General features: G+C 38.8%; 26 protein-coding genes. 15 read left to right on the plus strand and 11 right to left on the minus strand.

Features of this window, described 5'->3' with window-relative positions:
• Positions 1 to 172 precede the first annotated feature (172 nt).
• The 4 genes from AB1Z56_RS25080 (at position 173) to AB1Z56_RS25095 (ending at position 2,688) form a co-directional block, all read left to right on the plus strand.
• Positions 173 to 1,543 carry a DEAD/DEAH box helicase gene (locus tag AB1Z56_RS25080; RefSeq protein ID WP_309364427.1) on the plus strand — a complete coding sequence of 457 codons (1,371 nt, stop codon included), beginning with the start codon at positions 173 to 175 and terminating at the stop codon, positions 1,541 to 1,543.
• A gap of 6 nt (positions 1,544 to 1,549) precedes the next feature.
• Positions 1,550 to 1,795, plus strand: coding sequence for a hypothetical protein (locus AB1Z56_RS25085; protein ID WP_309364424.1), 246 nt, complete (start codon positions 1,550 to 1,552; stop codon positions 1,793 to 1,795).
• 108 nt (positions 1,796 to 1,903) lie between these two features.
• Positions 1,904 to 2,254: a gliding motility protein GldC gene (gldC, locus tag AB1Z56_RS25090; RefSeq protein WP_088160288.1), complete on the plus strand. Its 351-nt coding sequence runs from the start codon at positions 1,904 to 1,906 to the stop codon at positions 2,252 to 2,254.
• Between the two features lie 26 nt (positions 2,255 to 2,280).
• Positions 2,281 to 2,688 carry an EVE domain-containing protein gene (locus AB1Z56_RS25095; protein WP_309364422.1) on the plus strand — a complete coding sequence of 136 codons (408 nt, stop codon included), beginning with the start codon at positions 2,281 to 2,283 and terminating at the stop codon, positions 2,686 to 2,688.
• 118 nt (positions 2,689 to 2,806) lie between these two features.
• Here AB1Z56_RS25095 and AB1Z56_RS25100 read toward each other — a convergent pair whose 3' ends face one another.
• From AB1Z56_RS25100 to AB1Z56_RS25130, 7 genes are all read right to left on the minus strand, one after another.
• On the minus strand, positions 2,807 to 3,334 hold the full coding sequence (locus AB1Z56_RS25100) for an acyl-CoA thioesterase (protein WP_293904975.1): 528 nt from the start codon (positions 3,332 to 3,334) through the stop codon (positions 2,807 to 2,809).
• Positions 3,335 to 3,348: 14 nt separating this feature from the next.
• Positions 3,349 to 4,263, minus strand: coding sequence for an SDR family oxidoreductase (locus AB1Z56_RS25105; RefSeq protein ID WP_309364419.1), 915 nt, complete (start codon positions 4,261 to 4,263; stop codon positions 3,349 to 3,351).
• 132 nt (positions 4,264 to 4,395) lie between these two features.
• Positions 4,396 to 5,331 (minus strand): M20/M25/M40 family metallo-hydrolase, encoded by a 936-nt coding sequence (locus AB1Z56_RS25110; RefSeq protein WP_426790448.1) that lies wholly within the window; start codon positions 5,329 to 5,331, stop codon positions 4,396 to 4,398.
• A 100-nt stretch (positions 5,332 to 5,431) separates the two neighbouring features.
• Positions 5,432 to 6,082 (minus strand): lipoprotein signal peptidase, encoded by a 651-nt coding sequence (locus tag AB1Z56_RS25115; RefSeq protein ID WP_309364415.1) that lies wholly within the window; start codon positions 6,080 to 6,082, stop codon positions 5,432 to 5,434.
• Between the two features lie 55 nt (positions 6,083 to 6,137).
• Positions 6,138 to 6,524 carry a TraR/DksA family transcriptional regulator gene (locus tag AB1Z56_RS25120; protein WP_046674049.1) on the minus strand — a complete coding sequence of 129 codons (387 nt, stop codon included), beginning with the start codon at positions 6,522 to 6,524 and terminating at the stop codon, positions 6,138 to 6,140.
• Between the two features lie 3 nt (positions 6,525 to 6,527).
• Positions 6,528 to 9,941 (minus strand): isoleucine--tRNA ligase, encoded by a 3,414-nt coding sequence (ileS, locus tag AB1Z56_RS25125; RefSeq protein ID WP_309364413.1) that lies wholly within the window; start codon positions 9,939 to 9,941, stop codon positions 6,528 to 6,530.
• 215 nt (positions 9,942 to 10,156) lie between these two features.
• The gene (locus tag AB1Z56_RS25130; RefSeq protein WP_046674047.1) at positions 10,157 to 10,507 is read right to left on the minus strand and encodes a HesB/IscA family protein; all 351 of its coding nucleotides are present in this window, start codon (positions 10,505 to 10,507) and stop codon (positions 10,157 to 10,159) included.
• 284 nt (positions 10,508 to 10,791) lie between these two features.
• Between AB1Z56_RS25130 and glyA the strand changes: the two genes are divergently transcribed.
• The 8 genes from glyA to purE all read left to right on the plus strand — a co-directional run bounded on the left by glyA (position 10,792) and on the right by purE (position 18,893).
• A complete protein-coding gene (glyA, locus tag AB1Z56_RS25135; RefSeq protein WP_309364411.1) occupies positions 10,792 to 12,063 on the plus strand; it encodes a serine hydroxymethyltransferase in 1,272 nt (423 codons plus the stop codon).
• Between the two features lie 540 nt (positions 12,064 to 12,603).
• Positions 12,604 to 13,200, plus strand: a complete 597-nt coding sequence (locus AB1Z56_RS25140; RefSeq protein ID WP_046674045.1) for an RNA polymerase sigma factor — start codon at positions 12,604 to 12,606, stop codon at positions 13,198 to 13,200.
• A gap of 459 nt (positions 13,201 to 13,659) precedes the next feature.
• Positions 13,660 to 14,355, plus strand: coding sequence for a zinc metallopeptidase (locus tag AB1Z56_RS25145; protein ID WP_293904959.1), 696 nt, complete (start codon positions 13,660 to 13,662; stop codon positions 14,353 to 14,355).
• Between the two features lie 133 nt (positions 14,356 to 14,488).
• On the plus strand, positions 14,489 to 15,829 hold the full coding sequence (gene ffh / locus AB1Z56_RS25150; RefSeq protein WP_309364409.1) for a signal recognition particle protein: 1,341 nt from the start codon (positions 14,489 to 14,491) through the stop codon (positions 15,827 to 15,829).
• A gap of 275 nt (positions 15,830 to 16,104) precedes the next feature.
• Complete coding sequence (locus AB1Z56_RS25155) at positions 16,105 to 16,695, plus strand: NADH-quinone oxidoreductase subunit A (protein WP_309364407.1); 591 nt, start codon at positions 16,105 to 16,107, stop codon at positions 16,693 to 16,695.
• 2 nt (positions 16,696 to 16,697) lie between these two features.
• Positions 16,698 to 17,201 carry an NADH-quinone oxidoreductase subunit B family protein gene (locus AB1Z56_RS25160; protein WP_343556728.1) on the plus strand — a complete coding sequence of 168 codons (504 nt, stop codon included), beginning with the start codon at positions 16,698 to 16,700 and terminating at the stop codon, positions 17,199 to 17,201.
• A gap of 31 nt (positions 17,202 to 17,232) precedes the next feature.
• Positions 17,233 to 18,375 carry a 5-(carboxyamino)imidazole ribonucleotide synthase gene (locus AB1Z56_RS25165; protein WP_309364405.1) on the plus strand — a complete coding sequence of 381 codons (1,143 nt, stop codon included), beginning with the start codon at positions 17,233 to 17,235 and terminating at the stop codon, positions 18,373 to 18,375.
• A gap of 8 nt (positions 18,376 to 18,383) precedes the next feature.
• A complete protein-coding gene (purE, locus tag AB1Z56_RS25170; protein ID WP_088160297.1) occupies positions 18,384 to 18,893 on the plus strand; it encodes a 5-(carboxyamino)imidazole ribonucleotide mutase in 510 nt (169 codons plus the stop codon).
• Between the two features lie 46 nt (positions 18,894 to 18,939).
• Here purE and AB1Z56_RS25175 read toward each other — a convergent pair whose 3' ends face one another.
• The 4 genes from AB1Z56_RS25175 to bshA all read right to left on the minus strand — a co-directional run bounded on the left by AB1Z56_RS25175 (position 18,940) and on the right by bshA (position 22,660).
• Positions 18,940 to 19,923: a sugar phosphate isomerase/epimerase family protein gene (locus AB1Z56_RS25175; RefSeq protein ID WP_309364403.1), complete on the minus strand. Its 984-nt coding sequence runs from the start codon at positions 19,921 to 19,923 to the stop codon at positions 18,940 to 18,942.
• 223 nt (positions 19,924 to 20,146) lie between these two features.
• Positions 20,147 to 20,710 carry a ribosome recycling factor gene (frr, locus tag AB1Z56_RS25180; protein ID WP_070566206.1) on the minus strand — a complete coding sequence of 188 codons (564 nt, stop codon included), beginning with the start codon at positions 20,708 to 20,710 and terminating at the stop codon, positions 20,147 to 20,149.
• Between the two features lie 28 nt (positions 20,711 to 20,738).
• On the minus strand, positions 20,739 to 21,443 hold the full coding sequence (gene pyrH / locus AB1Z56_RS25185; protein WP_075991132.1) for a UMP kinase: 705 nt from the start codon (positions 21,441 to 21,443) through the stop codon (positions 20,739 to 20,741).
• Between the two features lie 74 nt (positions 21,444 to 21,517).
• Positions 21,518 to 22,660, minus strand: a complete 1,143-nt coding sequence (bshA, locus tag AB1Z56_RS25190) for an N-acetyl-alpha-D-glucosaminyl L-malate synthase BshA (RefSeq protein ID WP_309364400.1) — start codon at positions 22,658 to 22,660, stop codon at positions 21,518 to 21,520.
• A 370-nt stretch (positions 22,661 to 23,030) separates the two neighbouring features.
• Between bshA and AB1Z56_RS25195 the strand changes: the two genes are divergently transcribed.
• The 3 genes from AB1Z56_RS25195 to AB1Z56_RS25205 all read left to right on the plus strand — a co-directional run bounded on the left by AB1Z56_RS25195 (position 23,031) and on the right by AB1Z56_RS25205 (position 24,670).
• The gene (locus AB1Z56_RS25195; RefSeq protein WP_309364398.1) at positions 23,031 to 23,750 is read left to right on the plus strand and encodes a DUF1003 domain-containing protein; all 720 of its coding nucleotides are present in this window, start codon (positions 23,031 to 23,033) and stop codon (positions 23,748 to 23,750) included.
• A complete protein-coding gene (arfB, locus tag AB1Z56_RS25200) occupies positions 23,747 to 24,151 on the plus strand; it encodes an alternative ribosome rescue aminoacyl-tRNA hydrolase ArfB (protein ID WP_309364396.1) in 405 nt (134 codons plus the stop codon). Before AB1Z56_RS25195 ends, arfB begins: the two co-directional genes overlap by 4 nt.
• 150 nt (positions 24,152 to 24,301) lie before the next feature.
• Positions 24,302 to 24,670 carry a BlaI/MecI/CopY family transcriptional regulator gene (locus AB1Z56_RS25205; protein ID WP_309364394.1) on the plus strand — a complete coding sequence of 123 codons (369 nt, stop codon included), beginning with the start codon at positions 24,302 to 24,304 and terminating at the stop codon, positions 24,668 to 24,670.

Below are 24,670 nucleotides of genomic sequence, written 5' to 3' on the forward strand. Positions count from 1 at the left end.
ACCTGATAAAAAGTTTGTTTATACAGTACAAAAATGCTTTAATTCTCTTAAAAACCAAAATATTAGACTCTATAATGTGCTTTTTGCCAATTTTTATGTCAATTAAAAGTAAATCTGTGCTGTATTGGTTGCCAAGGAAAGTCAAATGGACTCTTTTCCTTATCTTTGTAGGATGCAGCAATCATTTGAAAATTTTAAATTCAATAAACAGATCTTAAATGCGATAGCGGAGGCGGGGTATGAACAGCCGACAGAGATCCAAGAAAAGGCAATTACTCCAATATTGGCCGGGCAGGATGTGATGGGAATCGCTCAGACTGGAACTGGAAAAACGGCGGCATTCGTGTTACCTATGCTGATGAAGCTAAAGTATGCTCAAGGAAATGATGCGCGTGCTTTGATTCTGACACCAACGAGAGAATTGGCCATGCAGATCGAAGAAAATATTAAACTATTTTCTACTTATCTTGATTTACGTTCCGTGGTACTCTATGGTGGACTTGGTCCAAAAACTCAAATAGAGACGCTCGAGAAGGGAGTGGATATTATCGTTGCAACACCAGGTAGATTCTTGGACCTGTACCTGGAAGGACATATTGTCGTCAAATCACTCAAATTTTTGGTCCTGGATGAGGCCGATAAGATGATGGACATGGGTTTTATCAGTAAGATCCACCGCGTATTGGAAATTGTGCCGAGGAAACGTCAAAACCTATTGTTCTCTGCAACAATGAGTGAGCTTGTCCGCAAAATTGCAGGTGATTTCTTAGCATTTCCAACAGTTATTGAGGTATCAGAACAGGCTACACCAGCAAAAACGGTTAGTCAGGCACTCTATTTTGTACCGAATCAAAAGACAAAGTTGAATTTACTGCAGCATCTCCTGAAAGATGATGAAGCTTTTAGCCGATTGATTGTTTTCTGCAAAACAAAACAAGTTGCCGACAATGTATTCCATTTTTTAGAACGTAAATATGGTAAGGATGAGGTTCGTGTCATTCATGCTAATAAAGGCCAGAATACACGTATAAACTCGATCAATGCATTCAAGGAGGGTAATATCCGTATTTTGGTTGCAACGGATGTTGCGGCACGGGGGCTTGATGTTTCTAATGTGAGTCATGTGATTAACTTTGAGGTGCCTATCGTTATTGAGGACTATGTGCATCGTATTGGACGTACTGGGCGCGCTTTCAATGAAGGTGATGCGATCACATTTTGTAATGATGCCGAGAAGTATTACGTGCGTAAAATAGAGAAACTGATTAAACAAAGTATACCTGTTTACACCATCCCTGAAGATGTTTTTGTTGAGAAAACGCCTTTTCAGGAAAAACAGGATATTGCACGTGAGATTGACAATCAAAAACGAAAAGACAATCCCGATTACCAAGGCGCCTTTCATGAGAAAAAATATGTTATCAAACAGAAAGAGGTACGTGAGGCACAGCGTGCTTCTGGATTTAAACCGAAAGCCAAAAGCAAGAGTAAATCTGGTGGAGCGAAATCAGGAGGAACAAACCGCAATTTTAAAAAACGTTAGTTTATTGTGCGCTTTACACCACTAAATATCGCTAGTGCATGCCTTGTGGCTTGGTTTGTTATGGAAAACCCCAATGATGAAAAAGCCTTATTTACTTGGGGGGCATTTATCCTATTGTTGCTGATATTGACAGTTGTTGATATTGTATTTAGGGTCTTTGTAAAGCAAAATAAAAAAATGTGGTTATTACAATTAGCATTTTTGGTAGTCGTGTGTGTTACCAGTTTAATTGTCAAAGTGACTTTCGCGTAAGAAGTCAAATTAAAAATAAAAGACAAGCTATGTTATGAATCGATGGCAAATAAAACCAGTTTCAAAAAATACATAGCTCAATAATATAAATAGCTCAATAATATTAAAATGAAAAAAGCTGAAATAAAATTGCAGGTGGAGTTAGATGAAAACAATGTACCTGAAAATATCATGTGGTCATCAACAGATGGAAATAATGCCGAGGAGTTACCAGCAAAAGCGATGTTTTTAGCCCTATGGGATTCACATTATAAGAATTCAATGCGTATTGACCTTTGGACTAAAGATATGCCTTATGATGAGATGAAGCGTTTTTTCTATGAAACGCTCCAAACATTGGGCGATTCTTTTATCCGTTCTTCTGGCGGTGATCCAATGGCAGAGAAAGTTATTGGCGACTTGCGTGATTACTGTGCGCATTTTGCAGATAAAATGGAAGTTTTAATGCCACAACAATAGTTTATAACGCTTAACAAAATTTGACTATGCAATACTTCTTGGTAAAATCTGAACCATTTAAATATAGTTGGGAACAATTTAACAAAGATGGACGTACATTTTGGGATGGCGTTCGCAATTATCAAGCTAGGAATAATATTAAAGCTATGAAAGAAGGAGATTTAGTCCTGTTCTACCATAGTAATGAAGGGAAAGAAGTCGTGGGTGTAGCCAAAGTAGTCAAGGAATTTTATCAGGATCCGACAACGGAGGATGAACGTTGGGTCGTTGTTGATCTAGCGCCTGTAGAGACACTGAAGAAACCAGTTACCTTGGAAACCATTAAGGCTGACGAACAGTTACAGGATATAGCTTTGGTTAGGCAGGGGCGTTTGTCTGTCATGCCGCTGAAACCTGAAGAGTTTGATCGAATTTTAGCACTTGGGAACGTCTAAGTTACCGCGGATAAAATAAAACCTACGATAAGAGAGGTCGTGTAATCAAAAAAGGGAAAACAAGCTGTTTTCCCTTTTTTGATTTTTTAATTTGTGTGTAAGCTGTTAAAATATAGCATTAGTTCTTTTGGCTAAAAAGGCTGACCAATGCTTTTAATTTTTTCGCATTTTCAGGCTTCAGCTTCCCGGCAAGAATAAGACGCAGTTCTCTTCGTTGTAATGCATCCTCGTAAGCCTTGTGTTCTGAATCTGTTTCCGGAATTAAAATTGGCACAGCTTTAGGATTGTTATCTGCATCAACGGCAACGAAGGTATAATAAGCCTCGTTGGTTTTTACGCGGGTGCCTTCTGGCAAATTGGACGCAAAAATTTCCATGCGTACTTCTAAAGAGCTATTAAAAGCACGAGTCACTTGCGCCTGTATGGTAACGACCTCACCAAGTTTAATGGAACGTTTAAAGGATACGTTATCAACAGATACTGTCACAACGACATTGCTACAGTGTTTTTGTGCAGCAATAGCCGAACAGATATCCATCCAATATAATAAACGGCCACCCATCAAATTCCCAAATGTATTGGTATCGTTGGGTAATACCAATTCGTTCATCTCTGTGTATGACTCTCTCGCAAATTTCTCCATCATATCATTATTTGTCATTATCGTCCAAACGTTTTGAATTGTCTATCTATGATTGCCAGAGAATCGATAAATGATGTCGGAACATATCCCAATTCAGCCTTAGATCTAGTCAGATCAAAGCCTGTCTGACGGGGTCTGTTTTCCGCCTGCCCAATGCTCGCAGCACTGATCTCTGAAATCAATCCTTTATCTAGCTTCCAGTAGTCGGCAATTTTGTAGACAGCCTCGTTGATCGACATTAATTCAGAACCCGAAATATGAAATATTCCCTGCGCTTCCCGATCAATAGCTAGCTGGCAGGCATGGGCCAAATCATCCACAAAGGTAGGCATTCTCCATTGGTCATTGACTACTTTTATTGGTTCATTTTTTGACAGTTTGCTTTTCGCCCATAATACAAGATTTGAACGATTGGGGTCAGCATTGATTCCATAGACTAATATCGTGCGAAGGATAGCATAATGACAGCCCGACTGTGCAAGCACTTGTTCGGAGGCATATTTACTCTTTCCATATTCACTTTGTGGATTAGGGAGATCGGTTTCATCATAAGGTGCATTTTTTTTGCCATCAAATACAAAGTCCGTAGATAAATGGATCAGTTGGGTCTGATGTGCTGTACAATAGGATGCCAAATATTCTACAAGATCGACATTCAGTAATTGACAAGCCGCTTGATCTGCTTCACAAGCTTCGACACTTGTCATGGCTGCTGTATGTACGATTGCATCAAAAGTTTGCGCAGCTAGGAAATCTGTCAACTTTGTCCGGTCCGATAGGTCCACTTGAAAGAATGTATAATCCACTTGATTCGGGTTTCGATTTGGCCCCTTTGAAATGGCAATAACATCATACTGTTCATTTTTAGCAAGTAAATCGACGACTTTTTGACCTAGGAATCCGTTGGACCCTGTCACTAGAACTTTTTTCATCAACAATTATTAAATTATAGTCGAGCACCTGTTTGCTAGGCTACTTTAGCCGGATTCAGATGCTCTGTTTATTTTATTCGTTTTTTCTATTGGTTCTCTTATCAGCCTTATGGCATTGAAGAGGGGTGTTTTTTAGTTGGTCCAGATAAAGTCCATCTTGCTGGATTGTTTCATAATATTTTCAACGACTGTTTTTTCGAGATCTAGAATAGATTTCAAAGCGTTGTAGTCAATTTTATCGGCATCATCCGTTGGCATATGGTAGTCTGGGTGTCCGCCAGTATGGAAAAATAACACGGGTATATTCTTTTTGTAGAATGAAGTTTGGTCAGATCCGCCATTACCATCCTTGCTAAGATTAAATTTTATAGGTGCCTGGACATCTTTGAATATAGTTGGCCATTGACTACTTGTTCCGTAGCCGATTACAGCAAGGCCATTGTTGGGATTATAACGGCCAATCATATCCATATTGAGCATGGCTGTGATTTTCTCCAAGGGTAGAGTAGGGTGTTCCGTAAAATATTTGGAACCTACTAATCCCAATTCCTCTGCCCCGAAAGCAATAAATAACAAGTTGTAGGGTTCTTTTTCATTGTTGCTGCTGAAGTAACGTGCGAGCTCCAATAAACCAGCAGTGCCCGAGGCGTTGTCGTCGGCTCCGTTATGGATTTTGCCTACGCCTAAAGAATCTTTTGAGCTTCCTTGATGACCTGTTCCCAAATGATCGTAATGCGCGCCGATAACGACTGTCAAGTCCGCACCATTATCAATAAACCCAATGATATTATCAGCATTGCGAATGCTGTCTGCAACTTTTACTTTCCAGACTTTGGCCTTGAAGGATTGGCGGTACCCTTTTTCACCTTTAGGTTCAAGTTTATATTTTTTAAATTCTTTTTCAATATAATCTGCTGCTTTAAATACTTCCTTGCTGCCTGTTCCTCGCCCCTGCATTTTGTCGTCAGCAAGGTAATAGATATGTTTCTTTAAATTGGAAACTTCGATCTGCTGCGCCTGCGCGATTTGGAATCCTAGTAGGCTGCACAATGTCAGAAGTAAGCTCATGTTTTTCATGTTGATAGTAGAGTTTAGATTTTTGTATCGGGTTATAAATGCAGGAAAAATAAAAGCCTTGCGATTAACAAGGCTTTTAGGTAATATTTCGTTAATCTTCAACGATTTCACTGTGGATGCTGGATTTTTCTTCTTTTTCTGTTTTAAAATACCTTTTTTGAAATAATAGGATCAAAACCACACCAACAGAAATGGCCGAGTCTGCAATGTTGAATACAGGCCGGAAGAATAGAAATTCTTCACCGCCCCAGAAAGGCACCCAAGAAGGGAAATTTCCTTGAATTAATGGAAAATAAAGCATATCGACCACTTTTCCGTGCAGGAAGGAAGAATAACCTCCGCCAGCTGGAAATAAAGTCGCCTTATCATACCAGGTACTATCGCTAAAGATGACACCGTAGAAAGCAGAATCAATGATATTTCCTAAGGCACCTGCAAGAATTAAGGCAACGTTTAAGATGAAACCGCGGTTATACTTATTTTTGATCATATAATGCAGGCCATATCCAATACCGGCTACAGCTAGAATACGAAATACGGTCAAAAACAGTTTTCCATAATCACCGCCAAACTCCATACCGTAAGCCATTCCATTATTTTCAATAAAATGAATCTGGAAAAATTTGCCTAATACATGGTGGCTTTGTCCAATTGTCATTGTGAGCTTAACCCATATTTTTGACAATTGATCTATTAAAAGTATCGCTACGATGAGCGCGATCGGTTTCGTATAACCCTTCATTGTGTTATAAAAATGGTCTTTGCCTAAGCAAAGACCATATATTTAATGCCTAAAATTAATATTGTTTGTTTTTCGCTTCGATGCTCAACGTTGTATGTGGAACAGCTTTCAAACGTTCTTTTTGAATCAGTTTTCCGGTCTCTCTACAGATACCATACGTTTTGTTCTCGATGCGCACCAACGCTGCTTCTAGGTTGTCGATAAATTTCTTTTGACGAGCAGCCAATTGATTTGTTTGCTCTTTTTCTAAAGTAGCTGAACCGTCTTCCAATGTCTTGTACGTTCCAGCAGTATCGTCGGTACCATTAGCATTACTGTTATTAAGCGTTGCGGTCAACGAGGAAAGCTCTTCTTTTGCTATTCTAAGCTTGTCCAAGATAATATCTTTGAATTCTTGTAATTCTGAATCGCTATAGCGTGTTTTCTCGTTGTTGTTTGCCATAATTTAATTTTTTTGGATTAATGCCTTAAGTTCTTTGCCATCGATCTCGATGGTCTCTCCTTCAGTTAGTGAATCTTCAAATACCAATGAATCGGCCAGAATTTCGGTGCAAATATACGATAAATTTTCGTTGGCAGCATTGACCACTTCTGAAGCAGCTGTTAACTTTACGTTAATTCTATCAGTGACTTCTAATCCTTTATCCTTCCTTAGATTTTGTAGGCGGTTGATCAATTCTCTTGACAAACCTTCTTTTTTCAATTCTTCAGTGATATGTACATCTAATGCTACGGTCAATTTACCAAGATTCGCTACCTGCCATCCCTCAACGTCTTCTGCTATAATTTCTACATCGCTCAATAGAATCGTATATGGCGTGCCTGCTAGGGCCAATTCGCCTGTTGATTCCAAAGCGCTAATTTGATCTATAGTCAACGATTGGATAGACGAAGAAACTAACTTCATATCCTTACCAACTTTCGCGCCAAGAGCTTTGAAATTTGGTTTTATTTTTTTCTTAATAATACCAGTGGTATCCGTAATGAACTCGATATCTTTGATATTGGTCTCAGAAAGTATCAGATCTTTTACTTTTTCTACCTTCTCCTGGAAAGCACTATCAAGTACCGGAACCAAAATTTTGTTTAAAGGTTGACGTACATTGATGGAAGTTTTCTTCCGTAAAGAAAGTGTCAGAGACGAGATATCCTGCGCTAAAGCCATGCGTTCTTCTAGATCTTTATCGACTAGACTTTCATTATACACTGGGAAATTTGCCAGGTGAACAGATTCAACTTGTTCCTTGTTGGTGGCTGAATTCAAATCCAGGAATAACCTATCCGAGAAGAAAGGTGATATTGGGGACATCAATTTCGCAATCGTATCAAGACAGGTATAAAGTGTTTGATAGGCCGAAATTTTATCTTCTGTATAATCTCCTTTCCAGAAACGACGACGGCATAGGCGAACATACCAGTTGCTGAGATGTTCATCAACGAAGTTTTGGATAGCACGTGCTGCTTTTGTAGGCTCGTAATCTGCCAAGTATTCGTCTACTTCTTTGGTCAACGAATTTAACAAGGAGATAATCCAACGGTCAATTTCAGGACGTTTTTCTAAAGCTATATCGGGTTCTGCGTAAGAGAACTTATCGATATTGGCATAAAGTGCAAAAAACGCGTATGTATTGTATAAAGTACCGAAGAATTTACGACGTACTTCATCCAGTCCTTCCATATTGAATTTAAGATTGTCCCAAGGCGCAGCATTGCTGATCATGTACCAGCGGGTCGCGTCGGCACTGTATTGATCGATTGTCGAGAATGGATCAACACCATTGCCTAGGCGTTTGGACATCTTATTTCCATTTTTATCCAATACCAAACCATTGGAAACCACATTTTTGAAGGAAACCGATTTGTACATCATCGTCGAAATCGCATGTAAGGTAAAGAACCAGCCACGCGTTTGGTCAACTCCTTCAGCGATAAAGTCTGCCGGGTATGCATGATCGAATCCAGCTTTAAACGGAAACTTTTCCCCTTTAGCTAATTTTTCGTGATCCAAGCCCCATTGTGCATAAGGCATTGCACCCGAATCAAACCAAACGTCGATTAAGTCAGGTTCGCGAAACAACTTTTGTCCGGCATCAGATACAAGGACAATATCATCTACGTAAGGACGGTGAAGATCCAATTGCTCAGTATCGAATTTATCCAAGTAGGCTTTGTTTTTTGCTTTTTCATCGTCAGACAAAACATCTGAGGTCAAAGAAGCTTCCAATAAAGATTTTAATTCAGGAAGCGACCCGATACAAACCTCTTCATTTTCGTCTTCTGAGCGCCAGATAGGAAGCGGGGTACCCCAGTAACGCGAACGTGAGAGGTTCCAGTCAACCAAGTTTTCCAACCAGTTTCCAAAGCGTCCAGTACCAGTTGCTTCAGGTTTCCAGTTGATGGTCTTATTTAATGCAACCAAATCTTCCTTCACTGCTGTTGTGCGGATAAACCAGCTATCTAATGGATAGTATAGAACAGGTTTGTCTGTACGCCAACAATGCGGGTAGGTGTGCTCATATTTTTTAACATCGAAGGCTTTATTGTCCTCTTTTAATTTGATAGAGATCAATACATCCGTAGGTTTGAAATCTTCTTTCGAACGTTCCTCCGCACTGTAATATTCCTCTTTGACAAATCTTCCGGCAAAATCTGTGATTTCACTTACAAAACGTCCCGTACGGTCAACAGTAGGTACATCTTTTCCGTTTTCATCTTTTACCAAGATACCCGGTACACCATGTTCTTTTGCTACACGAAAGTCATCTGCACCGTAAGTAGGGGCAGCATGGACGATACCAGTACCATCTTCGGTCGTAACAAAATCACCTGGGATAACACGGAAGGCGTTTTCTTGTAAGTCCTCGCTGGTGATATAGGGCAACAATTGCTCATAGCGCAAGCCAACAAGCTCTTCACCCACAAATTCTGCGGCAAGTTCCCAAGGGATTACTTTATCGCCCAATTTATAGTCTTGGAAAGATGCGTTTTCTCCTTCTGCCTTAAAATGCTTACTGATTAAATCTTTCGCCAATACAACAGATACAGGAGCACCTGTGTATTTATTGAAAGTTCTAATCTTAACATAGTTTATTTTCTTGCCTACAACCAAAGCTGTGTTGGATGGTAAAGTCCATGGTGTAGTCGTCCAGGCAATGAAAGCAACATCTTCCGCTTCATCGTCAACTAGTTTTTCGATTGCTGGATGAAGCTGGCTTTTGATCAATCTAAATTCTGCAACGATGGTCGTATCCTTCACATCTTTGTATGTGCCCGGTTGGTTAAGTTCATGTGAACTCAATCCAGTACCTGCTGCTGGAGAGTATGGCTGTATCGTGTAACCTTTATACAAAAGGCCTTTTTTATAAAGCTCTTTTAATAAATACCATAGGGTCTCGATGTATTCATTCTTATAGGTAATGTAAGGATGTTCGAGGTCAACCCAATAGCCCATTTTTGTTGTTAGGTCATTCCAGACATCGGTATATTTCATTACCTCCTTACGGCAAGCTTCATTATATTGTTCTACGGTAATCTTTTTGCCGATATCTTCTTTTGTGATTCCAAGCGCTTTTTCGACAGCTAGTTCAATAGGTAGACCATGGGTGTCCCAGCCGCCTTTTCGTTTCACTTGGTAGCCTTTCAGAGTCTTGTAACGACAGAAAATATCCTTAATCGTACGGGCCATTACGTGATGGATCCCCGGCATTCCATTTGCAGAAGGTGGGCCTTCAAAAAATGTATAGGTCTTGCTTTCAGGACGATTATTGATACTTTTTTCGAATATTTTTTCCTGTTCCCAACGGGTCAAAATCTCTTTACCTATCTCGGGTAAATTTAACTGCTTATATTCTTTGTACATCAGACTGTTGTATGCTTCTTTTCTAAAGGTCGCTAATTTAGTGATTTATGATGGAAAATGAAAGAGGGCTTTGTAGTCCTAGTATCATTAAAATAGAGACCAAATGCTTTGAAATCTTTCCTTGAGTATATTCCTGGAATTAGCGATGTGGCTGCTACGACAAAGGGACTACCTATTGGCAGTCCCTTTGTTATTTCATTTGTGTTGAAATTCAATTAAGCTGAAAAACTGCTGCCGCATCCGCAGGTGCTTGTTGCATTAGGATTGTTGAATGTGAAGCCCCTTGCGTCGAGTCCTGATTTGAAGTCGATTTCCATACCAGCAAGATATAGGCCATGTGCTTTGTTCATAAAGATTCGAATTCCCTGAATTTCGTATTCGTTATCTCCGTCCTTTTTCTGGTCAAAGCCCAAGATATAACTCATGCCGGAACAACCGCCACCTTCGACACCGACACGTAAACCAAAATCATCAGAGATTTCTTGTTGATCTTTTAATTTATTTAGTTCCTTGATTGCCCCTTCTGTTAAAGAAACAGGAGCAACTGCTGTATGTTCTGTACTCATTATAATAGTGTTTTAGCCAATCCAATACAAAAATACATTTTTTTAATGGCAAATTGCTTGACCTGGATTTTTTGACATTTTCGAAACATTAAATTTTTCGTATGCTTATTGGGGGCGCCGTACGGTAAAACGGTCCTTGCCTAATTAGGTAATTTGCATAAATAAGGCTGTTTCTCTAAGAACATTTAATAAAATATGGCTTTTTGTCGATATTCTTTATGGAATATGCTATCTTTGAGGCATTAAAATAAACTACAAAATTTACTTTACAACATTTAAAAACAATGGAAAGAGATCAAGCCATTTTTAATTTAATAGCTGATGAGCTTAAACGCCAAGAAGAAGGTATTGAATTAATTGCTTCAGAAAACTTTGTTTCAAAACAAGTGATGGAAGCTGCTGGTTCAGTGTTGACAAATAAATATGCAGAAGGCCTCCCAGGAAAACGTTACTATGGAGGTTGTGAAGTTGTGGATGAGATTGAAACTATCGCAATTGATCGCGCAAAACAATTATTTGGCGCAGAATGGGTAAATGTTCAGCCTCACTCTGGTGCACAAGCAAATGCGGCTGTTTTTTTGGCGACAATCAAACCTGGAGACAAAATTTTAGGTCTTGATTTATCTCATGGTGGTCACTTGACACACGGATCACCAGCTAACTTATCTGGTAAGATCTATCAACCATTATTTTATGGTGTAAAAGAAGATACTGGTCTAATTGACTACGAGCAATTGGAAGAAACAGCGCTTCGTGAAAAACCAAAGATGATCATCTGTGGTGCTTCTGCTTATTCTCGTGATTGGGATTATGCACGTATTCGTAAAGTTGCTGATGAAATTGGTGCTATCGTGATGGCTGATATTTCTCACCCTGCGGGTTTAATCGCACGTGGTTTATTGAATGATCCACTTCCACATTGCCATATCGTTACAACAACGACGCACAAAACGCTTCGTGGTCCACGTGGTGGTATGATCATGGTCGGTAAAGATTTTGAAAATCCATGGGGTATCAAAACACCTAAAGGTGAAATCCGTACAATTACGCAATTATTGGATTTAGCTGTATTCCCAGGTACACAAGGTGGTCCTTTGGAGCATACAATCGCAGCGAAAGCGATCGCTTACGGTGAAGCTTTATCCGATGAGTATATGGAATATATCGTTCAGGTAAAGAAAAATGCAGCGGCCTTGGCACAATTCTTTGTAGAAAGAGATTACAAAATCATCTCTGGTGGTACAGACAATCACTTGATGTTGGTGGATCTTCGCAACAAAGATATTTCTGGTAAAGAAGCGGAAGCTGTATTAGGTAAAGCAGGTATCACAACAAATAAAAATATGGTTCCTTTCGATACACGTTCGCCTTTCGTAACTTCAGGTGTGCGTTTTGGTACAGCTGCAATTACAACACGTGGTATTAAAGAAAATGAAATTGTACAAATCGGCGAATTGATCGATGAGGCATTGAAAAATGCATCTAATGATGCCCAGTTGGATTTGATCCATGGCAAAGTAAGAGCAATGATGGCTGAGTTCCCATTGTATAAATAAGACATTCCCCGTAGGAATAAAAAGCGGAATTACCGACAAGGTGATTCCGCTTTTTTTATTCCTTCTCTTTTTTTACCGCCATTTTCGACAGGATCGTTCCGTTATAGGCTCGTATCAACTTAATTTATTAGACGAACTTGATATTAATCTTATACGGACTTTAAACGGATTTTGTAGGGATTCATCCGAATGAGGTCCCTATAAGGTCCGTATTAACTCCCTATAAAGTCCGTATGAGATAATAACTTTATAGCATGATGGCTCTAACTTGTGCCTCCGGTGATTTTAGCTTTTTTTGTAGGAGATATGGAGTTTCTGTAGAACCATTCTTTTGGAAATATGAGACAGATAACTTATTTTTAAATGTTAAAAAGTCTTAAAATCAATTGTAATAATTTGATTACTCATTTATTTTGCGGTAATTTGGTTTTAGATTAATTAATTGTTTTACAATAAGAAAGGATAGTTTATACGGCAAACATTTACATTTTAACACAGAACTGATAATTTAATTGCGAACTGCTAAAAAGTAAGTGACGTATGAGACTTTTAAAAAGTAAAAGCGATCAAGAGTTGATCCAAATGTATGTCGGAGGCCAAGAGTCCGGCCTAGAGGCATTGTTGAATCGATATAAATCGAAAATATACACTTCCATATATATGAAAGTAAAAGATGAATATCTTGCTGAAGATATTTTTCAGGAGACTTTCATTAAAATCATCAACACATTAAAATCTGGTAAATATAATGAAGAAGGTAAATTTTTACCTTGGGCTATTCGCATAGCGCACAATATGATTGTTGACTTTTTTAGAAAAGCAAAACGGGCTCCAAATATTGTGAATGCTGATGGTTTTGATATTTTTGAGGTGCTCGAATTTAGTGATGAAAGTGCAGAGTCAAAAATGCTGAAACAGCAGGTTGATGTCGACCTTAAGAAAATGATCCAAAAGCTTCCGGACGATCAGAAGGAAGTGCTCATCATGCGCCACTTTTGCGATATGAGTTTTAAAGATATAGCGGAAATAACCGAAGTGAGTATCAATACCGCCTTAGGGCGAATGCGTTATGCATTGAGTAACTTGCGTAAAATGATCGAGGGTACTGATCTTACCTTGCAAATGGGTTATTTATAATAAAAAGGGGCGTTTTTAAACGTCCCTTTTTATTTACATTTATAATTGGAACCACTGGGGGGGCGCCGCTTTTGTATTTTCCCATCCTCTGTTTTATAAATAAGGCGATGCTACAGCCCGTTGTGAATAATACCCTTATATAATGTCTTCAAAAGTTATTTCCTTCAATAATCTATCCCCTGATTGAACTTAAAATAACTGTACGTCTCCGGAAATGACCGATGAGTATACGTATTGAATTCTTGTTAAACAGCGCAATTGTTTTGCTGGATTGAAGTTGAAAGCGGAGTTATTTGTCCAAATGATCTGGCAATTATGTCATGTGGAGATCAGAAGAACCTGTTCTTTTTGTCAGGTCAAAGACTTTTTTTATCTTAGAAATTCATGCATATACCTTTTTTCAACGATTGGAATAAGGTTTGATAGTCATATAATAACTATAAAAACGATTGAATAGCTATGTACTTGATTTTATTTATTGGAATAATGGTGGTAAGCCTAATTGTCCAAACAAGATTCAAAAACAAATTTAAGAAATACTCCGAAATGCCTTTGGGCAACGGGATGTCTGGGGCTGAGATTGCGCAAAAAATGCTAAATGATAACGGTATATATGATGTAAAGGTATTGTCTATCCCAGATCGTCTGGGAGATCACTATAATCCATCTGATAAAACAGTTAATTTAAGTCCTGAAGTTTACAGCGGAAGGAGTGTTGCTGCAGCAGCCGTTGCAGCGCACGAATGCGGTCACGCTGTACAGCACGCTAAGGCCTATAAATGGTTGGGATTCCGTTCGGCCATGGTACCGATGGTGAATGCTGCTTCCAAGTTGACCTCATGGGTATTGATGCTTGGTGTAATGTTATTTGCTTTTTCTAAAGGTGGTAACCCCTGGCTTTTAGCTGTTGGGGTAGGTGCTTTGGCTATAACAACGCTGTTTTCTTTTATCACATTACCGGTCGAGTTTGATGCGTCAAATCGCGCATTGGAATGGTTGAACCATGCAGGTGTGACGTATAACGGCGAAGAGCATGAGGGTGCGAAAGATGCATTGAAATGGGCAGCAATGACCTATGTTGTAGCGGCATTAAGTGCGTTGGTGACACTTTTATATTATGCGTCCATTTTATTTGGTGGCCGTAGAAGTGATTAATTACAGGTATTGTAAGTTTATCCTGCAAAAATGCGATTATTTTACATAGTCGCATTTTTTATGTCGTGTTAATGAGGTTACTATAGACAATTTTTTTAACTTTGCTGTTTATATAGAATAAGATTCAGATTTTATGTTTTCAAATCTTCAAGATAAGTTAGATAGGGCCTTTAAAGTATTAAAAGGACAGGGTAGTATTACCGAGATCAACGTTGCCGAAACGATGAAAGAAATTCGCAAAGCGTTATTGGATGCCGATGTGAATTATAAAACTGCCAAAACCTTTACCGACGATGTTAAGCAAAAAGCGTTGGGCGAAAATGTACTGACAAGTATTTCTCCGGGCCAATTGTTAACGAAGATCATGAACGATGAGTTGACAGCTTTGATGGGCGGATCTGTTACAGAGCTTGAGACTGGAAAAAATCCAACAGTCATTCTTATTGCAGGTTTGAATGGTGCTGGTAAAACAACTTTCTCAGGTAAGTTAGCATTGTATCTGAAAGATAAAAAGAATAAAAAGCCATTGTTGGTTGCCGGTGATGTTTACCGTCCTGCTGCAATCGATCAATTGGAAGTACTTGCAGAACAAGTAGGCGTACCAGTATATGTGAATCGGGAGTCTAACGATCCTATTGCGATAGCCAAAGCCGGTGTGGAAGAAGCAAAACGTAATGGGAACAATATCGTGATCATCGATACCGCTGGTCGTTTGGCTATCGATGAGCCATTAATGGTGGAAATTACTGCAGTTAAAGAAGCGACAAAACCCGATGAAATCCTATTTGTTGTAGACTCTATGACAGGTCAGGATGCGGTTAATACAGCGAAAACGTTCAATGATCGTCTAGATTTCACAGGTGTGGTTTTGACTAAGTTGGATGGAGATACACGTGGTGGTGCTGCTTTATCTATCAAATCTGTCGTTAATAAACCAATTAAGTTTATCGGTACGGGTGAGAAGATGGATGCATTGGATGTATTCCACCCTGATCGTATGGCTTCCCGTATTTTGGGGATGGGTGACGTTGTTTCGTTGGTAGAACGTGCGCAGCAACAGTTTGATGAGAAGCAAGCTGCTGAACTTCAAAAGAAAATCCGTAAAAATAAATTCGATTTCAACGATTTTAAATCCCAGATTCAACAGATTAAGAAAATGGGTAATATGAAGGATCTTATGGGAATGATCCCTGGTGTAGGTAAAGCCATGAAAGATATTGAAGTGGATGATAATGCGTTCAAACCCATTGAAGCAATTATTGACTCTATGACTCCTTTCGAACGTGAAAATCCAGATGTTATCGATCAAAAACGTCGTTTACGTATTGCCAAAGGATCAGGTACTGATATTAATGAGGTAAATAAGTTATTGAAACAATTTGGTGATATGCGTAAAGTCATGAAGCAGATGTCCAATCCAGCGATGGCTGCTAAATTGATGCGTAATATGCCCAAAATGCCAGGAAAAATGTAATTTTTAGAGAATAGTTACATCAGAGGGGCATCGCATAAAACGATGCCCTATTTTTTTTCTGAAAGTGTCTGATGTTATTGGCCAAAAAGAACCTTCAGTCCGCTTTCAATGCTGCTGGTGTCTGCGAAATCATGAAGGTGAGATGAATCCAAGATACATGCAGAGAAGATAGCTGTCGGTGATTCCGTAAAATTCAAACTGTTTTTAAAGAAATATTTCGTAATTTCAAGTTCCTCACCCGAGTAAACGAAATATTTGTTAAATTTGTAGTCATTATGGATGACCCCGCGCAATTATCGGAATACGGCAAAATCCTTATCATTCTTCTGATAGGGGCGCTGTTAGTCTGTGCGACCATTTTTCTAGCACGTTTAATCTCTCCGAAAAAGAATAATCCCATTAAATCTGGTACCTATGAATGTGGAGAGGATCCCATCGGTTCTTCTTGGGTTCAGTTTAATCCACGGTTTTATGTAATCGCTCTGGTATTTTTACTTTTTGATGTCGAGCTTATTTTTATTTTTCCATGGGCTACCGTATTTGGGCAGTCGGAATATATTGCGGCAGATGGAAGATGGGGATGGTTTACCATGATTGAAATGGCCATGTTCATTGGTATTTTAATTCTGGGATTGATATTTGTATGGAAAAAAGGGGATCTGGAATGGGTAAAACCAAATGTATCATTGCCTAAAGTTCCCGTGCGTATTCCTGATCATGCTTACGCAGCCTTGAATAGCAGGACTTATCAGGTACGCGATTATAAGGGCAATGCTGTAGAAGCATCCATCGTAGAAAAAACGGCGGAAGAAGCTGTTGCTACACCAAAGCCAGCTTTTAAACCAAGATTTAAAAAACCTGATTAAGCATGAGTTTAGAGAGTCAATTGCAGAATAATGGTGTTGTTGTCGCTAAGTTGGATGATTTGCTTAACTGGGCGAGATTATCTTCGATGTGGCCTATGAGCTTTGGTATCGCCTGCTGTGCCATCGAAATGATGGGAGCAATGGCTTCAACCTATGATTTGGATCGAATGGGAGTATTTCCAAGACCTTCACCAAGGCAATCCGATGTGATCATTATTGCTGGAACAGTTACCTTTAAGATGGCCGATCGTATCAAGAAACTATATGAACAGATGCCCGACCCTAAATATGTTATTTCGATGGGCTCTTGCTCCAACTGTGGTGGTCCATATTGGCAGCATGGTTATCATGTGGTCAAAGGGGTAGATCGCATTATCCCTGTGGATGTTTATGTCCAGGGATGCCCACCACGTCCCGAAGCACTGATCGGTGCTTTTATTGAATTGCAAAAAAAGATAGATAAAGAAAGCTTATTAGGTGAACAATTGTTCAAGGAAAAAGCTTAAAAGATAAATTTTATAAGATTTTAAATCAATTATGGCAAAAGATTTTTATGGTGAACTACAATTAGGTATTCTTGGCGGTGGTCAACTGGGAAGAATGCTAATCCAGGAAGCCATTAATTACAATGTAAATGTTCATGTATTGGACCCGGATAAGAATGCTCCTTGTCGTAAATTGTGCAATAGATTTGAATGTGGTTCATTGGGTGATTTTGAAACGGTCTATAATTTCGGTAAGGACTTGGACATGATCACGATCGAAATTGAGAAAGTGAATGTAGATGCTTTGGAGAAGCTGGAAGGAGAGGGGGTTATTGTATACCCACAATCACGTATCATTCGTCTGATTCAAGATAAAGGCCTACAAAAGCAGTTTTTTAAGCAAAATGACATACCAACTTCGGCATTTCAATTGATATCCAATAAAGATAATTTAATTAACGCTTCTTTAAACTTACCCTATATTCAGAAATTGCGCAAGGATGGATATGATGGAAAAGGGGTAAAGAAAATTGTAACGCAACAGGATATCCAGGATGCTTTCGAAGAGCCTAGCTTAATTGAAGAATGGATAGATTTTGAAAAGGAAATTGCAGTCATTGTCGCTCGAAATGATAAAGGTGAAGTGTCTACATTTCCAATGGTAGAGATGGAATTCAATCCTCAGGTCAACTTGGTGGAATTTTTGATTGCTCCGTCCTTGTATGGTGTAGAGATTCAACAGCGCGCAGAGGCAATTGCAAAAAAAATCGCTGATGACCTACAGATTGTCGGTATATTGGCCGTAGAAATGTTCCTGACAAAAAATGGCGATATCTTAGTCAATGAATTGGCTCCGCGTCCACATAATAGCGGTCATCAAACGATTGAAGGAAACTACGTGTCGCAATTTGCACAGCATCTGAGAGCGATATTTAATCTGCCTTTGGGGGATACCCGATGCAGGGCTAATGCCGTCATGATCAATCTCCTAGGAGAAGCTGGCTATGAAGGACTGGCTAAATACGAGGGCGTAGAAGAGGTGCTGGCGATGGAAGGCGTATATATCCATTTATATGGGAAAAAATATACAAAACCATTCCGCAAGATGGGCCATGTCTGTATCATCAATGATGATCGGGAGAAAGCAATCTCCAATGCAAGAAAAGTACAAGAAATATTAAAAGTTAAAGCTTAAACAATACTATGTCAGTCAATAATAAGGCCCAGGTAGGCATTATCATGGGAAGCAAATCAGACCTTCCTGTTATGCAGGATGCGATAGATGTGCTCAAAGCCCTTGGGGTGGAATTTGAGGTAACGATCGTCTCTGCACATCGTACACCACAACGTATGTTTGATTATGCCAAAAATGCAGCATTTCGTGGTTTGAAAGTTATTATTGCTGGAGCCGGTGGTGCAGCGCATTTGCCTGGAATGGTCGCTTCTATTACACATTTACCTGTAATAGGCGTGCCTGTAAAATCATCAAATTCCATTGATGGATGGGACTCTGTACTTTCTATTCTTCAGATGCCCAATGGTATCCCAGTAGCAACTGTCGCGTTAAATGCGGCGAAGAATGCGGGTATATTGGCTGCTCAGATTCTTGGTACACATGATGAAACAATCAGCAAGAATATCATCGAATTTAAAGAAGAGTTGGCGAGAAAAGTAATCGAGACAGCAGTAGAGGTAGAAGATACCGAATTCTAAACTGGCAATCTTACAAAATAAAAAAAGGGAGCATTGCTCCCTTTTTTTATTTTGTAAGATTTGCCTGGACATAATCGTAACTCTTTTTAAGACTTTCCATCTTATTGGGCATATAGATATTATCCTGCTCAACAAAAGCATATTTGAGTCCTGCTTTATTCTTCTCCTTGACGATTTCAGGGAAGTTGATGCTTCCGGTCCCCACTTCGGTATACTTGATATCATTGAAGATCTGCTCAATGGGCAATTTCCCCTCTTTAGGCCATTCAATAGGATTGGATTTTGTTTTATCCATATCTTTGACATGCCAAAGTTTAAAACGGTTGGGGAATTTTTCAAATAAAGCTATCGGATTTTTACCCGCTTTCTCTGCCCAGAATAGATCTAGTTCAAAATCAACTAGATCGGGCTCTGTAAATGCAAGCATCACCTCTTCACCACTAGTATTGTTACCTAGATCTCTAAATTCCCAGAAATGGTTGTGATAAGCAACTTTTAGACCTAATTTTTTAGCCTGTTCACCAGCCTTATTCAATTGCTCGGCAGCATAGAGATAATCATCTTTTTTCAATGCATTAAGATCAAACATCGGTGTTACAGGAGCAATTACATATTCTTGGCCAAGTTCTTTTGCCGCATCAAAATAAACCGCCAGGTCTTCTTTGTCGGTATGCGCTTTACTGAGGTATTTGGACATATCGTAATGGCCTGAATGTGTTTTTAGGCCGTTATCATCCAATATTTTCTTCAACTCTTTGTAGGGTAATTTCCAGAACTGTTTGGCTGTGGCGTCTATCCCATAGAGCTCAACATGTTTATACCCAATTTTGGCAATTTGTTCCAAGGATCCTTTTGGATCTTTATCCATTAAATCGCGAATCGAATAAAGCTGTACGCCTATATTCTGTAATGGATTGTCGCTGATTGCACCTGCTTTATTTTGACAAGATATAAAGTTGGGAACCAGATAAGCTGCCGAAAGACCTATTCCAGCTTGCTTTAAAAATTGACGACGAGAATTGTTCATCATATAATTGATTACTTGTTAGTGTACAATGTACAATTATTTGTTCAGAAATCAATGGTGTAACAAGGAATATTTTTGAAGAGTGTGGGGATTTTATAAACTATAAAATCTTTGGAAAGCTAATATATTATAGGTCGGAAAGAGTCCGTTTGGGGGAGGAGGTCACCATAACAATAAAAAAGGTCTGAATATTTTTCAGACCTTTTATCTATTCAAGTAGGAAAACTTAAACAGTCATGATATCTTTTTCTTTTAGTTCAGCCAATTTATCAACTTTTACAATGAATGCATCTGTTAATTTTTGAACTTCACCTTCAGCAGTTTTGATTTCATCTTCTGAAGCGCCATCATTTTTCAATTTTTTGATAGATTCGTTGACATCTTTACGGATATTACGGACACCGATACGGCCTCTTTCAGTTTCTTCTTTTACTTTCTTAACCAAATCACGTCTTCTTTCTTCTGTTAAAGGAGGAATATTCAGACGAATAACGATACCGTCATTCTGTGGGTTGATTCCTAGGTTAGCGTCTGTGATAGCTTTTTCAATTGCGTTGATGAGCGATTTTTCCCAAGGTTGGATAACAATAGTCCGTGCATCAGTTGTATTGATGTTGGCCACTTGTGAAAGTGGAGTGGCGCTGCCATAATAGTCTACTGAAATTCCATCTAACATAGATGGAGAAGCTTTACCGGCACGAATTTTAGTTAATTCGGATTCGGTGTGAGCAACTGCTTTGGACATCTTGTCTTTACAATCGTCCAATTCAATTGAAATTAGTTCGTTCATATAAGATTACGTTTTTTACAGATTTAAATTATTTAACCACTGTTCCTACATGCTCACCGTTTGCAAGTTTCAATAAATTGCCAGGTTTGTTCATGTCAAATACGATGATCGGTAATTTGTTTTCTTGACAAAGGGTAAAGGCTGTCATATCCATTACGTTTAACCCTTTTTCATAAACCTCAGTGAATGAGATTTCTTCAAATTTTGTTGCACTTGGATCTTTTTCAGGATCTGCTGTATAGATACCGTCCACACGTGTTCCTTTCAATACAGCATCGGCGTTGATTTCGATGGCACGTAATGATGCGGCAGTATCCGTTGTGAAATATGGGTTTCCTGTACCTGCTCCGAAAATAACAATACGGCCTTTTTCCAAATGGCGTACGGCTCTTCTACGAATAAATGGTTCGCAGATTTGCTCCATTTTGATCGCAGTAAGCAAACGTGTCTTTTTCCCAACTTTCTCAAGCGCATCTTGAAGTGCCATGCTGTTGATGACTGTGGCAAGCATGCCCATATAGTCTGCTTGAACACGGTCCATGCCTGATTTTTCAGCGCTTAGACCACGGTAGATATTACCGCCACCGATAACAATTGCAATTTCTAAACCTTGATCGTGAATTTCTTTGATATCATTAGCGTATTGTGATACACGGTTAATATCGATACCATAGCTTTGGTCACCCATTAAGGATTCACCGCTAAGTTTTAATAAGATACGTTTGTATTTCATAATTGTTTTTTTGGAAATTTTCCAAAGGTCAAAGATAAAATATTTTTTTTATCCCTTAAGCCTTAAAGTGATATTTATTGTGCTTTTATTGTTTGATTAATGACTTCATGGTAATAATGCTCATATAGCGGCATGATATTGGACAATTGGAATTTTTTTGCATGGTTTAATGCCGCTTCTTTAAATTTTTCTAAGCGCTCTCCATCTTCCAAGATATAAATCGCATTTTTCGCCATATCTTCAACATCCCCCACAGCACTGAGAAATCCAGTGACGCCGTTTTCATTCAGTTCAGGTAAACCTCCGGTATTGGAAGAGATGACTGGAACTTGACAAGCCATGGCCTCTAAAGCCGCAAGACCGAAACTTTCTGAACTTGAAGGCATCAGGAAAAGATCTGATACAGACAATATTTCTTCCACTGCGTCCTGCTTCCCTAAGAAACGGACATCTTTGCATACATCAAGTTCTCTGGAAAGTTCCTCTGCATTTCGACGCTCAGGACCGTCACCTACCATTAATAATTTGGACGGGATAACATCATGTACTTTCTTAAAAATACGGATGACATCTTCTGTATTTTTGACTTTTCTAAAGTTGGAAGTATGAACCAATATACGTTCATTGCCGGGTGCAATTGCTTTTTTGAAATGTGACCGATCTTTATTGCTAAATCTGTCCAGATCAATAAAATTTGGAATCACTTTGATATCGCGTGTAATATCAAAATATTGAAGCGTCTGATCTTTCAGATTCTGTGATACAGCGGTTACACCATCGGATTGATTGATGGAGAATGTTACGACAGGACTAAAACTCTTGTCTTTGCCAACCAGTGTAATATCTGTACCGTGTAAAGTTGTCACTACGGGAATATTAATGCCATACGTAGTGAGTAAGATCTGTTTTGCCATAAATGCCGCCGATGCATGCGGAATGGCATAATGGACATGGATCAAATCCAACTTTTCGAAACGAACCACATCAACCAGTTTGCTGGCTAATGCAGATTCATAGGGTAGAAAGTCAAAAAGGGGATATTGCGAAACAGCTACCTCATGGTAGTATAGATTTTCAGAAAAGAAATCCAGACGTGCGGGTTGCCGATAGGTGATAAAATGGATCTCATGTCCATTAGCGGCCAAAGCCTTCCCTAGTTCGGTTGCAACTACACCACTTCCACCAAAGGTGGGATAACAAACAATTCCTATTTTCATTTGCGTATTTATGTCTGAGTGTATATTCTAACGGTATTCCGTTATACTTGCTATTTAATTTTTTAATCTGTTTAAAGGTTCCGCAGAGGGACCAAATGTTAGTATTGCGATTGCTGCTGTCAAAGGTATGTAATGCATATCGCATACAATTCTGTATGTGCATGTGTCATACACGAAATCCTTTTATCCAACAATTGTCTTTTTTCAAATATTTCATGTTGAAATGAAATATTGAGCGAATTTATTCTTGAATTTTGTGTTGCAAATTTCGACTATTTATGCGTAAAATAACAAAAACCAATTGCCATAGTTTTGTGAATTTTTTGATTGGTTAAAAAGCACTATCTTTAAATAGACATTTAATCGGTATATGGATAACTTTACAAGTGATGTTTCAGGACAGCAATTTCCTTTGGAGCAACGTGTTTTGGGGGCTTCAATTCGCCAGCCCATTTTTAGACTCATAAAAAAGGAATATCCGAGTTTTAGTAAGGACAAATACGTCGCTGCATCCGAGTTGACACAATTTAAGGAAGCTTATATTGCTGAATTTTTGAAAGATGAATCGGGACAATTAAGTCAATTGGACCAGCAGGTAATCGATAGCTTTAAGGAAAATAAAGTAATCAGTGCAAGTTTGGATGGGGATAACAAAGATCCGATCAGCGTAGGGGATCGAGTGGCCGATAAAGTGGCTGAGTTTGGGGGAAGCTGGACCTTTATTATATCCTTTATCCTGTTCTTGGTCGTTTGGATTGCTGTTAATATCTACTGGTTAAATAACAAAGGTTTTGATCCTTATCCTTTTATTTTACTTAACCTGATTTTGTCCTGCGTGGCGGCTTTGCAAGCACCAGTTATTATGATGAGTCAAAACAGGCAGGAAGATAAGGATCGTGAACGAGCAAGAAATGATTATATGGTGAACCTAAAGGCTGAACTCGAAATCAGGGAATTGCACGAAAAAATAGATCACCTCATTATCCGCAAAGAGCAGGAACTTGTCGAAGTACAGCGGGATCAAGTGGAAAAATTGAGCTTTCTATTAAAAAAGATGGAAAAAATAGAAGAAGCATTTAAAAATAAATGAATTTAGAAGGAGTAGTGGGGGAACTTACATTTAAGTTCTCGAGATCGGGCGGAGCAGGCGGACAGCATGTGAACAAGGTGTCATCCAAAGTATTGTTACAGTGGGATGTTAATCTTTCAACAGCTGTTTCCGTAGAAGAAAAAGCGATAATTCTCACCTTGCTGACAAGCCGTATAAATAAAGAAGGAATACTGCAATTGGAATGTGATATCGACCGTTCGCAGCTTCGTAATAGAGAAATCGTTATCGATCGCTTTAAACGGATATTGGAAGCTGCACTTGTGCCTGCAAAACCACGGAAAAAAACAAAAGTCCCGTATTCAAGCATCCTAAAAAGGTTGGACCGAAAGAAACAGCAGTCTCAATTGAAAGCTTCTCGAAAACGGGATTTTGAAGACTAATTCGTTATAAAATATAGCGTAATTAAATTTTATTTAATTAATAATCAGTTGTTTGTGTATATAACTAAAGAAATAGTTGTAAAACTATTTCTTTAGTTATATACTTGTATTGTAATCGATTACAACAGTACTGTTAATTATTAAGGAGTTATGGAAGATTTTAAAGAATTGACTAAAGCAGAAGAACAAATTATGCATGAGCTTTGGGAGATGGGGCGTGGATTTGTCAAAGATATCATTGACCGACTACCCGAACCGAAACCTGCTTACAATACAGTTTCAACGATAGTGCGTATTCTCGAAACCAAGGGTTTTGTGTCGCATGAGTCTTTTGGTAAAAGCCATCAGTATTTACCAAGGATTTCAAAAGAGGAATATAAAAAAGGAATCACTAGTAAGTTGTTGAATAATTATTTTGATAATTCTCCCAAAAGTATGCTTTCTTATTTTCTGGAAGAGAACAGGTTGGATGTCAAAGAATTAGATGATATTCTTTCGATTATCCAACAAAATAAATAA

Source organism: Sphingobacterium sp. WOUb80 (genome assembly GCF_050058145.1).
In the GTDB taxonomy this organism is placed as follows: Bacteria; Bacteroidota; Bacteroidia; order Sphingobacteriales; family Sphingobacteriaceae; genus Sphingobacterium.

Excerpts from the sequence above, each read along its gene's own strand:
- AB1Z56_RS25080 (WP_309364427.1), top strand. The coding sequence starts at position 173 with ATGCAGCAATCATTTGAAAATTTTAAATTCAATAAACAGATCTTAAAT.
- gldC (WP_088160288.1), top strand. The coding sequence starts at position 1,904 with ATGAAAAAAGCTGAAATAAAATTGCAGGTGGAGTTAGATGAAAACAAT.
- AB1Z56_RS25095 (WP_309364422.1), top strand. The coding sequence starts at position 2,281 with ATGCAATACTTCTTGGTAAAATCTGAACCATTTAAATATAGTTGGGAA.
- AB1Z56_RS25100 (WP_293904975.1), bottom strand. The coding sequence starts at position 3,334 with ATGATGGAGAAATTTGCGAGAGAGTCATACACAGAGATGAACGAATTG.
- AB1Z56_RS25105 (WP_309364419.1), bottom strand. The coding sequence starts at position 4,263 with ATGAAAAAAGTTCTAGTGACAGGGTCCAACGGATTCCTAGGTCAAAAA.
- AB1Z56_RS25110 (WP_426790448.1), bottom strand. The coding sequence starts at position 5,331 with ATGAGCTTACTTCTGACATTGTGCAGCCTACTAGGATTCCAAATCGCG.
- AB1Z56_RS25115 (WP_309364415.1), bottom strand. The coding sequence starts at position 6,082 with ATGAAGGGTTATACGAAACCGATCGCGCTCATCGTAGCGATACTTTTA.
- AB1Z56_RS25120 (WP_046674049.1), bottom strand. The coding sequence starts at position 6,524 with ATGGCAAACAACAACGAGAAAACACGCTATAGCGATTCAGAATTACAA.
- ileS (WP_309364413.1), bottom strand. The coding sequence starts at position 9,941 with ATGTACAAAGAATATAAGCAGTTAAATTTACCCGAGATAGGTAAAGAG.
- AB1Z56_RS25130 (WP_046674047.1), bottom strand. The coding sequence starts at position 10,507 with ATGAGTACAGAACATACAGCAGTTGCTCCTGTTTCTTTAACAGAAGGG.
- glyA (WP_309364411.1), top strand. The coding sequence starts at position 10,792 with ATGGAAAGAGATCAAGCCATTTTTAATTTAATAGCTGATGAGCTTAAA.
- AB1Z56_RS25140 (WP_046674045.1), top strand. The coding sequence starts at position 12,604 with ATGAGACTTTTAAAAAGTAAAAGCGATCAAGAGTTGATCCAAATGTAT.
- AB1Z56_RS25145 (WP_293904959.1), top strand. The coding sequence starts at position 13,660 with ATGTACTTGATTTTATTTATTGGAATAATGGTGGTAAGCCTAATTGTC.
- ffh (WP_309364409.1), top strand. The coding sequence starts at position 14,489 with ATGTTTTCAAATCTTCAAGATAAGTTAGATAGGGCCTTTAAAGTATTA.
- AB1Z56_RS25155 (WP_309364407.1), top strand. The coding sequence starts at position 16,105 with ATGGATGACCCCGCGCAATTATCGGAATACGGCAAAATCCTTATCATT.
- AB1Z56_RS25160 (WP_343556728.1), top strand. The coding sequence starts at position 16,698 with ATGAGTTTAGAGAGTCAATTGCAGAATAATGGTGTTGTTGTCGCTAAG.
- AB1Z56_RS25165 (WP_309364405.1), top strand. The coding sequence starts at position 17,233 with ATGGCAAAAGATTTTTATGGTGAACTACAATTAGGTATTCTTGGCGGT.
- purE (WP_088160297.1), top strand. The coding sequence starts at position 18,384 with ATGTCAGTCAATAATAAGGCCCAGGTAGGCATTATCATGGGAAGCAAA.
- AB1Z56_RS25175 (WP_309364403.1), bottom strand. The coding sequence starts at position 19,923 with ATGATGAACAATTCTCGTCGTCAATTTTTAAAGCAAGCTGGAATAGGT.
- frr (WP_070566206.1), bottom strand. The coding sequence starts at position 20,710 with ATGAACGAACTAATTTCAATTGAATTGGACGATTGTAAAGACAAGATG.
- pyrH (WP_075991132.1), bottom strand. The coding sequence starts at position 21,443 with ATGAAATACAAACGTATCTTATTAAAACTTAGCGGTGAATCCTTAATG.
- bshA (WP_309364400.1), bottom strand. The coding sequence starts at position 22,660 with ATGAAAATAGGAATTGTTTGTTATCCCACCTTTGGTGGAAGTGGTGTA.
- AB1Z56_RS25195 (WP_309364398.1), top strand. The coding sequence starts at position 23,031 with ATGGATAACTTTACAAGTGATGTTTCAGGACAGCAATTTCCTTTGGAG.
- arfB (WP_309364396.1), top strand. The coding sequence starts at position 23,747 with ATGAATTTAGAAGGAGTAGTGGGGGAACTTACATTTAAGTTCTCGAGA.
- AB1Z56_RS25205 (WP_309364394.1), top strand. The coding sequence starts at position 24,302 with ATGGAAGATTTTAAAGAATTGACTAAAGCAGAAGAACAAATTATGCAT.